This is a genomic window from Kitasatospora sp. NPDC001159, assembly GCF_053598235.1.
Window position 1 is genome coordinate 62,024 of the sequence record NZ_JBSFJV010000023.1, and the last position, 13,399, is coordinate 75,422.

The window sequence follows — 13,399 nt, forward strand, 5'->3', positions numbered from 1 at the left end:
CGCCAGGTTCGGCCGCGCACCGGGCTCCTGGGGGACGGGGAGCACCGGCGCGGATTCCCGCTGTGACATGCCCCGTCGACGCCTTCGCGAACAGTACGTACGCGCCGTGTGTCCTTTTCGTGATCCTCAAGTTCCGCTCAGATCGGCTGACGGGGCACCGTCAGCGCCCCTAAGGTCGCCCCACCGGGGGCTGCGGCTCCGCCGGTCGCGGCTCCCGGATTCGTACCACCATTGCCACCCAAGGGAGTTGAGACTTCTCGGGTAGGCACGAACCGACACAGAGGGAGCAGGCGCGATGACCGAGAGCCCGGTCGAGGACTCCACCCCCGCAGCCGCCCCGCTGGTCGTGCTGAACAAGGTCAACAAGCACTACGGCGCCCTGCACGTGCTGCAGGACATCGACCTCGAGATCCACCAGGGTGAGGTCGTCGTCCTGATCGGCCCGTCCGGTTCGGGCAAGTCCACGCTCTGCCGGACGATCAACCGGCTGGAGACCATCGACTCCGGCACCATCACCATCGACGGCCGCCCGCTGCCCGCCGAGGGCAAGGAACTGGCCCGGCTGCGCGCCGAGGTCGGCATGGTGTTCCAGAGCTTCAACCTGTTCGCGCACAAGACCGTGCTGGAGAACGTGGTCATGGGCCAGGTCAAGGTGCGCAAGGTGATCCGGTCGCACGCCGAGAAGACCGCCCGCGAACTGCTGGAACGGGTCGGCCTCGCGGCGCACGCCGCCAAGTACCCGGCCCAGCTCTCCGGCGGGCAGCAGCAGCGCGTGGCGATCGCCCGGGCGCTGGCGATGAAGCCCAAGGTGATGCTCTTCGACGAGCCGACCTCGGCGCTCGACCCGGAGATGGTCAACGAGGTGCTGGAGGTCATGCGCCAGTTGGCCGCCGACGGCATGACGATGGTCGTGGTCACCCACGAGATGGGCTTCGCCCGCTCCGCCGCCAACCGCGTGCTGTTCATGGCCGACGGCAGGATCGTCGAGCAGAACACCCCGGACGCCTTCTTCACCGCACCGCGCTCCGACCGCGCCAAGGACTTCCTCTCGAAGATCCTGCACCACTGACTCTTCGAGATCACGCAAGGCCGCCCCGGCAACGTTGCCGGCCAGCCATGCCCGTGCACAACTTCCAGACGTCAGCGCCCGGTTGACGCCGTGGCCCAGCTCCAGGAGAACAACCCTCATGAGGACTTCTCGCACCCTCGCCGTGGCGCTCTGTGCCGTCGCGCTCACCGCCACCGCCGCCTGCGGCAAGGACGGCTCCCCGAGCGGCTCCACCGCCGCGAGCGCGAGCAACGCCCCGGCGCTGCCGACCTACGCGGTCAAGACCGACGTCAAGATCGACTCCTCGATCCTGACCGAGGCCAAGAAGCGCGGCCAGCTGATCATCGGTGCCAAGGCCGACCAGCCGTTCCTCGGCTGGGAGGACGTCGCCAGCGGCGACCGCAGCGGCTTCGACATCGAGGTCGCCAAGATGATCGCCGCCGACCTCGGCTTCACCCCGCAGCAGATCAAGTGGCAGACCCTGGTCTCCTCGCAGCGCGAGCCGGCCATCGCCAAGGGCCAGATCGACTTCTACGTCGGCACCTACAGCATCAACGACGAGCGCAAGAAGACCGTCTCCTTCGCCGGCCCGTACTACATCGCCGGTCAGGACCTGCTGGTGAAGAACGACAACACCTCGATCACCGGCCCGGAGAGCACCAGCGGCAAGAACGTCTGCACCGCCACCGGCTCGACCTCGATCAAGAACATCCAGCAGTACAACCCGAAGATCACGCAGTTCGACACCTACTCGGCCTGCGTCGAGAAGCTGCTGTCCGGCGAGGTCGACGCGGTCACCACCGACGACGCGATCCTCAAGGGCTACGCCTCCAAGTACGCCGGCAAGCTCAAGGTCGTCGGCAAGCCCTTCACCAAGGAGAACTACGGCGTCGGCCTCAACAAGGACGACAAGGCGCTGCGCGACGCGATCAGCGACGCCCTCAAGGCCCACGAGGACAACGGCGACTGGAAGAAGGCCTACGACGCGACCCTGGGCCTCTCCGGCTCCGCCGCGCCCGAGGTCCCGGCCCTCGAGCGCTACTGATCCGACCGCCGTACCCGACCACCTGTTCTGACCATCTGTGAGAGGAGGGCCGCCGGATGGGGTTCCTGTTCGAGCAGGACAACTTCGCGTTGTTCCGCGACGGCTTCCTGCAGACGATCGAGCTGAGCGCGCTCAGCGCCCTGCTCGCCCTGCTGCTGGGCACCCTGCTGGCGGCCTTCCGGGTCTCCCCGGTGCCGGTCCTGCGCGCCTTCGGCACCACCTGGGTGACGCTGTTCCGCAACACCCCGCTGACCCTGCTGTTCTTCGCCGTCACCTTCGGCCTTCCGCCGCTGGGCGTGCACTTCAGCCACCTGGTCTTCGCGGTGCTGGCGCTCGGCGGATACACCGCCTCGTTCGTCTGCGAGGTGATCCGCTCCGGCATCAACACCGTGCCGCTCGGCCAGGCGGAGGCGGCCCGCAGCCTGGGCATGACCTTCGGCCAGACCCTCACCCTGGTCGTCCTGCCGCAGGCCACCCGGACCGTGCTGGCCCCGATGAGCAGCGTGTTCATCGCGCTGCCGAGGAACTCGGCGATCGCCGGCGCGTTCAGCGTCCCCGAGCTGTACAGCGTCCAGCAGACCCTCTCCGAGCGCGGGTATTCGATCTTCGCGATCTTCTTCTGGGTGGCCTGCGCCTACCTGCTGATCAGTGCGACGGTCGCCACCCTCTTCCGCTTCCTGGAATCCCGACTGGCGGTGGCCCGATGAACATCCTCCAGCGCCCCGCCTCGGCCAGCGTCCTCTACGACGCCCCCGGCCCGAAGGCCCGCGCCCGCTACCGCCTGTTCGGCGTCCTCTCGCTGATCGGCGTCGCCGGACTGCTCTGGTACGTCATCGCCGCGCTGGCCGACAACGGCCAGTTCGACGCCGACCTGTGGGACCCGTTCCAGTACAACGCCGTCCAGCAGATGATCGTGGACGGCCTGCTGGCCACCCTGAAGGCCTTCGGGCTGGCCGCCGTCTTCTCGCTCTCCCTGGGCGCGCTGCTGGCCTCCGGCCAGCTGTCCGACCACAAGCCGGTCCGCTGGGCCTGCACCGCCTTCGTCCAGTTCTTCCGGGCGATGCCGCTGCTGATCCTGATCGTCGCGCTCTACTACGCGTTCTTCGCCAAGGACCCGATGTGGGCGCTGGTCCTCGGCCTCACCCTCTACAACGGCTCGGTCCAGGCCGAGATCATCCGCAGCGGCGTCAACGCCGTCCCGCGCGGCCAGGGCGAGGCGGCGTACGCCCTCGGGATGCGCAAGACCCAGGTGATGTCGTCCATCCTGGTGCCGCAGGCCGTCCGCTCGATGCTGCCGTCGATGATCGGGCAGCTGGTCGTCACCCTCAAGGACACCTCGCTCGGCTACATCATCACGTACAACGAGCTGCTGTTCATGGGCAAGAAGATCGCCAGCCAGCCGCTGAACGCCGCGGGTTTCCCCTACATCCCCGTGGTGCTGGTGATCGGGCCGATCTACATCGTCCTGTGCCTGCTGCTGACCGCGCTCGCGCGGTGGATCGAAGCACGTGGCCGTCGCGGCGCGAACCGGCGCACTTCATCTGCTGCTTGACGGACACGCAGGTGAACTGTTGCATTGCTCTTCGTGACACCTCCCGGGAGCATCCACGCGGCATATGCGGCAGCGGTAACTGACGCCGGCCCATGGGCCGGTTCGTGCCCGGAGGTCCCCTCATGGACCCGGTGATCGTGGTCGGGGCCGGACCGGTCGGTCTGGCCCTGGCCCTCGCACTGGCCCGGCACGAGGTGCCGACGGTCGTCCTGGACGAGGGCTCCGGGCTCTGCCCCGAGGGCCCTCGCAGCGTCGTCCTCGGGGCCGACACCACCGCCTTCCTGACCCGGATCGGCTACTCGCGGGCCGTCTCCGACTCGGCCCTGTGGGACTCCTTCGCCGTCTGGCGGCGCCGCCAGGAGGTGCTGCGGATCGACCTCACCGACTCCCCCACCTTCCACCTGCCCCAGCACCGCCTCCAGCGCGGCCTGCGCGACGCCCTCACCGGCACCCCGCTGGTCAAGCTGGTCCCGCTGAGCCGGGTCGTCGAGCTCGAACAGGACCGCGACGGCGTCAGCGTCCGCACTCACGGCACCCAGGACGGCTCCAGTACCTGGTGGCGCGGCAGCCACCTGGTCGGCTGCGACGGCGCCCGCTCCGCCGTCCGCAAGCTGCTGAAGATCCGCTTCCCCGGCCGCCCGGCGGTCGACCGCAACGCCATCGCCACCGTCCGGGTCGACCTGCCCTTCGACGGAGCCCGACTGCACCGCGAGCCCCCGTGGCGCGGCGACCGCGAGGCCTCCGCCCGTCCGCTGCCGGACGGCGTCTGGCGGCTCGACTGGCGGCTGCCCCCCGGCAGGCCCGCCCCCACCGAACAGATCGACCCGCACGCCACCTGGCCCGGCATCGTCACCGGCGACACCCTGCTCACCCGGGTCACCTCCACCCTCACCGGCTGGTGCGGCGAACTGCCCCGGTTCGAACTGCTCGCCGCCGCCGACCACACCGCCCAGCAGCGCCTCGCCGCCCGCTTCCGCAGCGGCCGCTGCTTCCTGGCTGGCGACGCCGCCCACCTGCACGGCGCGCTCGGCATGCAGAACCTGGCCGACGGGCTGCGCGACGCCGACAACCTCGCCTGGCGGCTCGCCCTCGCCTGGCAACTCCACTCCGGCGGCCCCCAGCCCGGCGGCTCCCTGCTGGACGGCTACGAGGCCGAGCGGCGCGGCGCGGTCGGCGCCCGGCTGCGCGCCGTCGACCAGTCCATGCCGCTGCTGCGCCCGCTGCGCGGCTGGCAGCAGACCCGGCGCTCGCTGCTGGTCGGCGGCTTCCGCAAGCACGCCCCGCTGCTCGCCGACGGCCAGCTGGGCACCGGCCGCTTCGGCGGCGCTCCCGCCTACCCGGCGGCGCCCTCCGGCGTCCCCGGCCGGGTGCCGGTGCAGCGCGGCGCGCGCGGCACCACCTCGCTCAGCGAACTGCTGCCCGCCACCGCCCCCGGGGTGCTCGTCCCCGACCTGCCGGTGCTCGCCGCCGACGGCACCCCGGACCACCTGCACGCCCGGCTCGGCGCCACCTTCCTGCTGCTGCTGGTCGCCCCCGGCACCGCCGTCTGGTCGTCCGAGCACTGGCTCGGCGCCGGGCTGATGCCCCGGCTCGCCGAGGTCTCCGCCGCGCTGCCGGTGCCGGCCGAGGTGCTGGTCACCGAGGAGTACCCGGGCGCCGGGCCGCACACGGTGCTGCTGATCCGGCCGGACGGGCACCTGGTCGGCGTCACCCAGGGCGCGGCCACCGAGGACCTGCTGGTGCTCGCCGACCGGGCCCGCGGCGGCCCGGCACCGATCGCCGGCACGCCGGAGCCCTCGCCCGAGCCCGCTCCGGAGCCCCAGCAGGTGGACTCGGCGACGAGCTAGGGGCCTGTCTCTCGGGCCCTCGCCGGAGCGAAACCCAAGAGACAGGCCCCTAACCCGCCACCGCCGTGGCCCGGCTCTCCCGAACCACCGTCACCCGGACCTGGCCCGGGTAGGTCAGCTCCGCCGAGACCTGCCGGGCCACCTCACGGGCGATCAGCTCCGCCCCGAGGTCGTCCACCGCCTCCGGCCGCACCATCACCCGCACCTCGCGCCCGGCCTGCATCGCGTACACCTCGGACACCCCGGTGTGCGAGCGCGCGATCTCCTCCAGCCGCGCCAGCCGCCGTACGTACACCTCCAGCGACTCCTTGCGCGCCCCCGGACGCCCGCCCGAGCAGGCGTCCGCCGCCTGGGTCAGCACGGCCGTGACCGTCCGGGGCTCCACCTCGCCGTGGTGCGCGGCGATCGCGTGCACCACCTCGGGGGACTCGCCCAACCGCCGGGCGAGGTCCGCGCCGACCGCCGCGTGGCTGCCCTCCACCTCGTGGGTGAGCGCCTTGCCGACGTCGTGCAGCAGCGCCGCCCGGCGCACCGGCTCCGGATCCACCCCCAGCTCGGCGGCCATCATCCCGGCCAGGTGCGCGGCCTCCAGCAGGTGTCCGAGCACGTTCTGCCCGTACGAGGCCCGGTAGCGCAGCGAGCCCAGGGTGCGGACGAGTTCGGGGTGCATCCCGCCGACCCGGGCGTCCAGCAAGGCGTCCTCGCCGGCTCGTACGCAGCGCGCCTCGACCTCGGCGCGGCTGCGCTCGTGCAGGTGCTCGATCCGGGTCGGGTGGATCCGGCCGTCCTCGACCAGCTGTTCCAGGGTGAGCCGGGCGGCCTCCCGGCGGACCGGGTCGAAGCAGGAGAGCTGCACCGAGGCAGGGGTGTCGTCGATGATCAGGTTGACCCCGGTGACCGCCTCGAAGGCGCGGATGTTGCGGCCCTCGCGACCGATGATCCGGCCCTTCATCTCCTCGCCCGGCAGCCGGAAGACGGTGACGGCGGTCTCCGCGGTCTGCTCCGAGGCCAGCCGCTGGATCGCTCCGGCGAGGATGGACCGGGCCCGGCGCTCGCCCTCCTCCTTGGCCTCGCGCTCGATCTGCCGGACCGTGACCGCGGCCTCCCGGCGGGCCGACTCCTCGGCCTCGTGCAGGAGCTGGTGGTGCGCCTGCTCGGCGGAGAGCCCGGCGGCGCGCTCCAGCGCGGCCGTCCGACGGGCCACCAGCGCCTCGGCCTCGCCCCGGGAGCGCTCCAACTCGGCAGAGCGCACGGCCAGTTCGTCCTCCCGCTGGCGGACCCGGCGCAGTTCCTCGGCCACGTTCTCCTCGCGCCTGGCAAGTTCTGCCCACTGCCGGCCGGCCTGTTCCTCGGCCCGCCGCCGGGCCTGCTCGGCCTCTGCGAGGGCCTGCCGCCGCTCCGCCCGCAGTCGTCCGATCACGACGGCGGCGAGCGCCGCGAGCACCAGCAGGACGGCGGCGGCCGACCCGACGATCGGCAACACGGTGTCACCCGTGCCGGTGCCCACCGAGATGCTCATGCCGCCCCACTCCCAGTCCTGCGCGGGCCGTCGCCGCCGGGCGCCGTCCGGAAGCGCCCGCGCACTGAGTGCGAGGCTAGGCGTGGGTCACGAAAGGGTCAAGACTCGATCTGGTCCAGATCAAGAAGTGTGCGGAACTGCCACTACTCCCAGCCGGTTTCCGACAGTTCGTCGGCCGCCGCCTCCTCCAGTGCGCCGCGCACCACCCGGAAGGCCAGCCCCTCGGAGTAGCCGCGCCGGGCCAGCATGCCGACCAGACGGCGGGTCCGGACCTGGGGGTCCAGCCCCCGGGTGGACCGCAGCTTGCGCTCGACCAGCGCCCGGGCCGCGTCCGCCTCGTCGTCGTGGTCGAGCTGGGCGACGGCCTGCTCCACCAGATCGGCGGCCACACCCTTGGTGCGCAGTTCCTGGGCCAGCGCCCGCCGGGACAGCCCCCGGACGGCGTGCCGGGACTCCACCCAGGCCACCGCGAAGGCCGCGTCGTCGATCAGCCCGACCTCTTCGAGCCGGGTGAGTACCTCGTCGGCGACCTCCTCCGGGATCTCCCGCTTGCGCAGGGCGTCGGCGAGCTGCTTGCGGGTCTTGGCGGCGCCGGTCAGCAGCCGCAGGCAGATGTCCCGGGCGCGGGTCTCCGGATCGGACTGCTCCTCCTCCCGCTTGCGGGAGGTACGGGCGGTGCCCTCCTCCTCGCCCGGCAGGCCCTCGGCGGACCGCCCACCCCGGCGGCTCCGGCGCCGACCCGCACCGGCGCAGGCGGTCGAGGCGGCCGCACCCCCGTGACCGGCCGCCTCGGCCTCGCCCCAACCGCTCTCCGCGGGCACGGCTCTGCCCCCGGCGTCGGACTCCTCGGCCTCCAGCGCCGAGCGGCGCCGACGGCGCCCGGTGGGCAACTCGGACGCCGAGACCAGCCCGAGCGCCTCGACCGAGGCCTCCGCCGGCTGCGCCCGTTCAAAAGCCGACCCGGACGCCGCGCCGCGCACCGCTGGGACCGGACCCCGGTCGAACTCCGGTTCCGGGCCGGATGCCCACTGCGCGGTGGACGCGCGCTCCCGCCGTCCCTTGCGGGACTGCGACCGCGGCCGGGCTGCCGACGGCCGCGGTTCCGGCTCCTCCGCGACTGCGGCGAACCAGTCCGGCGGGCCGTAGTCGTCGTCCTCGGAGCCCGCCGGGCCGCCGCCCACCGTGTCGTACTGCGTCAACGGCTCAGGCCTTGGCAGCCGCCGTCTTCTTCGCCGCGGCCGTCTTGGCGGCGGTCGCGGTGATCGGCTTGGCGGCGCCGTCGGCAGCGGCGGCCTCCGCCTCGCCCTCGGCGGGCTCATCGGTCTTCGGGCCGATGCCCAGCTTGCCCTTGATCTTCCGCTCGATCTCGTCGGCGAGCTGCGGGTTGTCCCGCAGGAAGTTACGGGCGTTCTCCTTGCCCTGGCCGAGCTGGTCGCCCTCGTAGGTGTACCAGGCGCCGGACTTGCGGATGAAGCCGTGCTCGACACCCATGTCGATCAGGCCGCCCTCGCGGCTGATGCCGATGCCGTAGAGGATGTCGAACTCGGCCTGCTTGAACGGCGCGGCGACCTTGTTCTTGACGACCTTGACGCGGGTGCGGTTACCGACCGCCTCGGTGCCGTCCTTCAGGGTCTCGATCCGGCGGATGTCCAGGCGGACCGAGGCGTAGAACTTCAGCGCCCGGCCACCGGTCGTGGTCTCCGGCGAACCGAACATCACGCCGATCTTCTCGCGCAGCTGGTTGATGAAGATGGCGGTGGTGTTCGACTGGTTCAGCGCCCCCGCGATCTTGCGCAGCGCCTGGCTCATCAGCCGGGCCTGCAGACCGACGTGCGAGTCACCCATCTCGCCCTCGATCTCGGCGCGCGGGACGAGCGCCGCGACCGAGTCGATGATCACCAGGTCGATCGCGCCGGAGCGGATCAGCATGTCGGTGATCTCCAGGGCCTGCTCACCGGTGTCCGGCTGGCTGACCAGCAGGGCGTCGGTGTCCACGCCGAGCTTCTTGGCGTACTCGGGGTCGAGCGCGTGCTCCGCGTCGACGAAGGCGACCGTGCCGCCGGCCTTCTGGGCGTTGGCGGCCAGGTGCAGGGTCAGGGTGGTCTTACCGGAGGACTCGGGGCCGTAGATCTCGATCACCCGGCCGCGCGGGATGCCACCGACCCCGAGGGCGACGTCCAGGGCGGTGGAGCCGGTGGAGATCACCTCGACGGGCTCGTTGGCCTTCTCGCCGAGGCGCATCACCGAGCCCTTGCCGAACTGTCGCTCGATCTGGGCGAGAGCTGCCTCCAGGGCCTTCTCGCGGTCCGTACCTGCCATGGCTTTTTCCCTCGGGTTCTGTGCTGTGCGCTTCATCGTCATCGACGCTAGCGCGTCCCACTGACAAACGAGCCCCACCCGGCTCAGCCTGTGGAAAACTCCTCGCCGGAGAGTACAAAGAACATCTGTTCGATTCAAGCCTCGCACGCTCGGACCGCGGGGCGAGCGACCGGACCGCTCCGCTCGCTCGGACCGCGGGGCGAGCGAGCGGACCGCTCCGCCGCCGCCCGTCACTCGCCGTCGCCGCCGACCATCCGCCGCAGCCGCCGCGCCGCCTCCCGGCGCAGCTCCCGCCGGGCCCGCCGCTGCTCACCGCGGTCGATCCGCGGGTCGGTGGCCACCTCGTACCGCCGCACGTACGTCCCCACGAAGCCCTGCAGGGTGGCCGCCGCCGGAATCGCGATCAGCGCGCCCACCGCGCCCAGCAGCGCCGCGCCCGCGATCACCGCGCCGAAGGCCACCGCGGGGTGCACGTCCACCGTCTTCGCGGTGATCCTCGGGTGCAGCACGTAGTTCTCGATCTGCTGGTAGACCACCGTGAACACCAGGACCCACAGCGCGTCCACCGGCTCCACCGTGAGCGCCACCAGCACCGGCAACGCCCCCGCCAGGTACGTCCCGATCGTCGGCACGAACTGCGACATGACGCCGACCCAGATCGCCAGCGCGGCCGCGTACGGCAGGTCGATCAGCTCGAACATCACCCAGTGCCCGGCCGCCGACACCACCGCGAGCACCGCCCGGGAGTACAGGTAGCCGCCGGTCTTGGCGAGCGCGATCTCCCAGGCCCGCAGCACCTCGCCCTGCTTGGACGGCGGCAGCAGCGAACACACCGTCCGGCGGACCCGCGGGCCCTCGGCGGTGAAGTAGAAGGTGAACAGCCCGACCGTGAAGGTCTGGAAGAGCCCCCCGATCAGCGTCGAGGAGACGCCCCAGACGTTGTCGGCGGCCTGCTGGGCGTAGCCCTCGATCGTGCCGGAGTCCTTGAGCAGCCGCTTCTGCAGCTCGCCCAGCGACAGGTCCTGATGGAAGGTCCGGTTGACCCAGCCGATCAGATTGTCGACCAGGTGCGGCAGATCCCCGGCGATCTTCGCCACCTGGTCCACCAACAACGTGCCCAGCGCCGCCAGGAACCCGGCCACCGCGATCCCGACCGCGACGAACACCAGGAAGGTGCCCACCCCCCGGCGCACCCCCCGCGCCGCCATCCGGTCCACCGCCGGCTCCAACGCCAGCGAGAGGAAGAACGCCACCAGCAGCATCACGAAGAGGTCGATCAACTGCCGGAAGGCCCAGTCGGCGAGCTGGAACACCCCGACCATCACCAGGAACATCACCATCGCCCGGGGCAGCCATCGCGGCATCCCGCCCCACAGGGCCCCGCCGCCGTTCGCCCGCTCCTCGTCGGCGACCTGCACCGACCCTTCCGGGCTCTTCTGCTCTCCGCTGATCGTCACCCCGACAGTCTGTCCCACCACCCCGGCCACCCCGGCGCCGAAGGCTCAGCGCAGCGACGTGGAGACCCCCTGGGTCTCACAGACCACCCGCCAGACGTCCTTGGCCTCCCAGCCCGCCTCCAGCGCCTGGCGCACCGTCCGCCCGCCGAGCTCGGTCATCACGTGGTCGGACGCGAAGGACTCCGCGTACGCCTCCCCGAAGTGCGCGTACATCCGTCGCCAGAACTCCGTCAGCCTCATGCCCCCAGTATCCCGGACCCCGCATCGAAGCCCCGGGCTTGCCACTCCCCGACCGTCACCGCGTACTCCACCTCCCCGTGCTCGCTCCCGGGGATCGCCTCCGGGTAGTCCTCGTGGAACGTACGGACGTACGACAGCCCGCACTTCTCCATCACCCGCCGCGACCCCGCGTTCACCGCCATCGTGTACGCCACCACCCGCTCCGCCCCAGACCCGGTGAACCCGCGGCGGATCAACGCCCGCGCGCCCTCGGTCGCGTACCCACGCCCCCAAGCCGCCCGCCGCAACCGGTACCCGAGCTCCACCTCCCCGCGCTCCCCCTCCTCGGTCGGCCGGAACTCGAACCACCCCAGGAACGCCCCACCGTCCCGCTCCTCGACCGCCCACCACCCGAGGTCCCCGTACCGCCGGTAGTGCTCCAGGTACAGCGGAATCAGCGTCCACTCCACCCACTCCCGCGCACTCGCCTTCCCCCCGGTCAGGTACCGCATCACCTCGGGGTCCCCGTCCAACGCCACCAGGTCGTCCACATCCGCCCCCGTGAACCGCCGCAACACCAACCGCTCGGTCCCGAGGAACACACCCGCACCCGATTCACCCATGCCCCCGATCCTCACCCCCGCCCCCACACCCCGTCACCCGCACCTCCGAGAGCCCACCCCCGAACAGACACCCCCTTCACCTGGGCAACGCCGCCAACCCCGCCCCGAAGTACTCCCGGTCCGCACAAGGCCGCGGCCCCACCGGACACCCCGCCGCAGCCGTGGTCGCCAACAGACCCGCCAACCCACCCGCCCCCAACTCCGGATGCAACGCCGCCGCGACCGCCACCGCCCCGGTGACATGGGCCGCCGCCATCGACGTCCCCGCCAGCGCCGCGTACTGCGCCCCGGGCCAGTCGGAGACGATCGCCCCCTGCGGCCCGCCGTCCGGATCGCCGCCCGGCGCAGCGAGCGACACGTGCCCGCGTCCGTGGTTGGAGTACGGCGAGGGGCGCCCGTCCCGGGTGACCGCCGTGACCGTGACCACCCCCGGCAGCTCGCCGGGAAGGCGAATGCACTCGGCGCCCAGGTACCGGGTACTGGCCGGCCCGGAGACCCGGTCGTTGGGGCTGCGCTCGTCGGTCCGGGCGGCAGCGAGGTCCTGCCCGTCGTTGCCGGCCGAGGCGACCACCACCGCCCCCTTGCGCTGGGCGTACGCGGAGGCCCGGCTGACGGCCGTGATCAGCGCCGCCTGGTCCCGGTCCTCGGGGCAGTTGTACTTCCAGGGGTCCGCGAAGTAGCTGTTGTTGATCGCCTTGGCCCCGTGGTCGGCCGCCCAGAGCATCCCGCAGACGATGTTCTCCGCGTAGTACTGCCCCAGCGGCCCCAGCAGCCGGACGGCGGCGACCCGCACCCCCGGAGCGACCCCCGTGACGCCCTGCCCGTCCCGGGCCGCACCGATGATCCCGGCGACGTGGGTGCCGTGCCCGCCCTCCCCCGCCCCCGGGTCGGGCCGCCAGGAGCCGGTCCGGGCGTCCGGCCGCCCGTCCGCGCAGGAGGCCGAGGCCTTCGGGTCGACGGCGGCCCGCAGGTCCGGGTGGGTGTCGTCCACACCCGAGTCCAGCACCGCCACCAGCACCTTGTGCAGCGCCTCCACGCTGGGCGCCCCGACGGTGGCGTCGCCGGTCCGCCCCGAGGCGGGCCCCAGCATGGCGAGGTTCCAGGCCCCGCCCTCCGCCGGGTCGGGCACCGTCGGGACCCCGCCCTCCTGCCCGTCCGAGGTGGCTCGCCCGTCCGAACTCCCCCGCTCCACCCCCGCCGCGAAGTCCCCGGCCCCCTCCACCGCCCGCGGCGGCCCCACCACCGGCACGGTCCGGGTCGCCCCCGCGGCGGCGATCCCGGGCCGGGCCCGGACCTTGTCCGCGAAGGCACCGGTCGCGTACGCCAGCACCGCCCCGATCTGTGGGTACTCCTGCACCACCTGCCCGCCCGCCGACCGGCTCTCCGCCCCGGCCCGGGCAGCGCCCGCGGCGTCCTCCTGGTCGGCCAGCACCAGGTAGCTGAGGTACGCCCGCCCGGGCCCGGACACGTACGGCACGGCACCGCCGACCACCAGGGCCGTGAGCAGCATCGCCAGCAGCGCCCGGGCCGACCCGCGGACCCTGCGGCGGCGGACCGCACGGGCGGGACTGCCGGACTGGTGCGCCTGCGCCATCCCACGGTCTCCGCTCGTCGATCCGGTGAGGAAACGGCCGTGCGGCCTCGGTCACGGGTTGATCACACGTCCGATTCCTCACCATATGAGCGGATCACCGTTCCCGCCCCCTCAACGGCACCTACGCCCCGACCACCCCACCCCACCCCCGAAGCAGTCCCGCCCCACATGTCAGT

General features: G+C 72.4%; 12 protein-coding genes. 5 read left to right on the top strand and 7 right to left on the bottom strand.

From position 1 onward, the window contains the following. The first annotated feature begins 295 nt into the window (after positions 1-295). The 5 genes from ACWC9T_RS14865 (at position 296) to ACWC9T_RS14885 (ending at position 5,492) form a co-directional block, all read left to right on the top strand. Positions 296-1,069, top strand: coding sequence for an amino acid ABC transporter ATP-binding protein (locus tag ACWC9T_RS14865; protein WP_449821440.1), 774 nt, complete (start codon positions 296-298; stop codon positions 1,067-1,069). Between the two features lie 118 nt (positions 1,070-1,187). Next, positions 1,188-2,093, top strand: coding sequence for a glutamate ABC transporter substrate-binding protein (locus ACWC9T_RS14870; RefSeq protein WP_449821441.1), 906 nt, complete (start codon positions 1,188-1,190; stop codon positions 2,091-2,093). Positions 2,094-2,149: 56 nt separating this feature from the next. Further along, the gene (locus ACWC9T_RS14875; RefSeq protein ID WP_449821442.1) at positions 2,150-2,800 is read left to right on the top strand and encodes an amino acid ABC transporter permease; all 651 of its coding nucleotides are present in this window, start codon (positions 2,150-2,152) and stop codon (positions 2,798-2,800) included. Beyond that, positions 2,797-3,645, top strand: coding sequence for an amino acid ABC transporter permease (locus ACWC9T_RS14880; RefSeq protein ID WP_449821443.1), 849 nt, complete (start codon positions 2,797-2,799; stop codon positions 3,643-3,645). Before ACWC9T_RS14875 ends, ACWC9T_RS14880 begins: the two co-directional genes overlap by 4 nt. Before the next feature lie 122 nt (positions 3,646-3,767). After that, positions 3,768-5,492: an FAD-dependent monooxygenase gene (locus ACWC9T_RS14885; protein ID WP_449821444.1), complete on the top strand. Its 1,725-nt coding sequence runs from the start codon at positions 3,768-3,770 to the stop codon at positions 5,490-5,492. A 49-nt stretch (positions 5,493-5,541) separates the two neighbouring features. Here the strand turns inward: ACWC9T_RS14885 and rny are convergent, their stop codons facing one another. The 7 genes from rny to ACWC9T_RS14920 form a co-directional block, all read right to left on the bottom strand. Further along, on the bottom strand, positions 5,542-7,011 hold the full coding sequence (rny, locus tag ACWC9T_RS14890) for a ribonuclease Y (protein WP_449821445.1): 1,470 nt from the start codon (positions 7,009-7,011) through the stop codon (positions 5,542-5,544). Positions 7,012-7,154: 143 nt separating this feature from the next. Continuing rightward, positions 7,155-8,210: a recombination regulator RecX gene (recX, locus tag ACWC9T_RS14895; protein ID WP_449821446.1), complete on the bottom strand. Its 1,056-nt coding sequence runs from the start codon at positions 8,208-8,210 to the stop codon at positions 7,155-7,157. Positions 8,211-8,214: 4 nt separating this feature from the next. Beyond that, positions 8,215-9,330 (bottom strand): recombinase RecA, encoded by a 1,116-nt coding sequence (recA, locus tag ACWC9T_RS14900; RefSeq protein WP_449821447.1) that lies wholly within the window; start codon positions 9,328-9,330, stop codon positions 8,215-8,217. A gap of 230 nt (positions 9,331-9,560) precedes the next feature. After that, a complete protein-coding gene (locus tag ACWC9T_RS14905) occupies positions 9,561-10,694 on the bottom strand; it encodes an AI-2E family transporter (RefSeq protein WP_449821467.1) in 1,134 nt (377 codons plus the stop codon). Positions 10,695-10,832: 138 nt separating this feature from the next. Beyond that, positions 10,833-11,027, bottom strand: coding sequence for a DUF3046 domain-containing protein (locus ACWC9T_RS14910; RefSeq protein ID WP_449821448.1), 195 nt, complete (start codon positions 11,025-11,027; stop codon positions 10,833-10,835). After that, positions 11,024-11,629, bottom strand: a complete 606-nt coding sequence (locus ACWC9T_RS14915; protein WP_449821449.1) for a GNAT family N-acetyltransferase — start codon at positions 11,627-11,629, stop codon at positions 11,024-11,026. The genes ACWC9T_RS14910 and ACWC9T_RS14915 overlap by 4 nt, the downstream gene beginning before the upstream one ends. A 76-nt stretch (positions 11,630-11,705) precedes the next feature. Further along, the gene (locus ACWC9T_RS14920) at positions 11,706-13,223 is read right to left on the bottom strand and encodes a S8 family serine peptidase (protein WP_449821450.1); all 1,518 of its coding nucleotides are present in this window, start codon (positions 13,221-13,223) and stop codon (positions 11,706-11,708) included. Between the last annotated feature and the right edge of the window lie 176 nt (positions 13,224-13,399).

Coding starts and splice junctions, on each gene's coding strand:
- ACWC9T_RS14865 (WP_449821440.1), top strand. CDS start 296: ATGACCGAGAGCCCGGTCGAGGACTCCACCCCCGCAGCCGCCCCGCTG.
- ACWC9T_RS14870 (WP_449821441.1), top strand. CDS start 1,188: ATGAGGACTTCTCGCACCCTCGCCGTGGCGCTCTGTGCCGTCGCGCTC.
- ACWC9T_RS14875 (WP_449821442.1), top strand. CDS start 2,150: ATGGGGTTCCTGTTCGAGCAGGACAACTTCGCGTTGTTCCGCGACGGC.
- ACWC9T_RS14880 (WP_449821443.1), top strand. CDS start 2,797: ATGAACATCCTCCAGCGCCCCGCCTCGGCCAGCGTCCTCTACGACGCC.
- ACWC9T_RS14885 (WP_449821444.1), top strand. CDS start 3,768: ATGGACCCGGTGATCGTGGTCGGGGCCGGACCGGTCGGTCTGGCCCTG.
- rny (WP_449821445.1), bottom strand. CDS start 7,011: ATGAGCATCTCGGTGGGCACCGGCACGGGTGACACCGTGTTGCCGATC.
- recA (WP_449821447.1), bottom strand. CDS start 9,330: ATGGCAGGTACGGACCGCGAGAAGGCCCTGGAGGCAGCTCTCGCCCAG.
- ACWC9T_RS14905 (WP_449821467.1), bottom strand. CDS start 10,694: ATGCCGCGATGGCTGCCCCGGGCGATGGTGATGTTCCTGGTGATGGTC.
- ACWC9T_RS14910 (WP_449821448.1), bottom strand. CDS start 11,027: ATGAGGCTGACGGAGTTCTGGCGACGGATGTACGCGCACTTCGGGGAG.
- ACWC9T_RS14915 (WP_449821449.1), bottom strand. CDS start 11,629: ATGGGTGAATCGGGTGCGGGTGTGTTCCTCGGGACCGAGCGGTTGGTG.
- ACWC9T_RS14920 (WP_449821450.1), bottom strand. CDS start 13,223: ATGGCGCAGGCGCACCAGTCCGGCAGTCCCGCCCGTGCGGTCCGCCGC.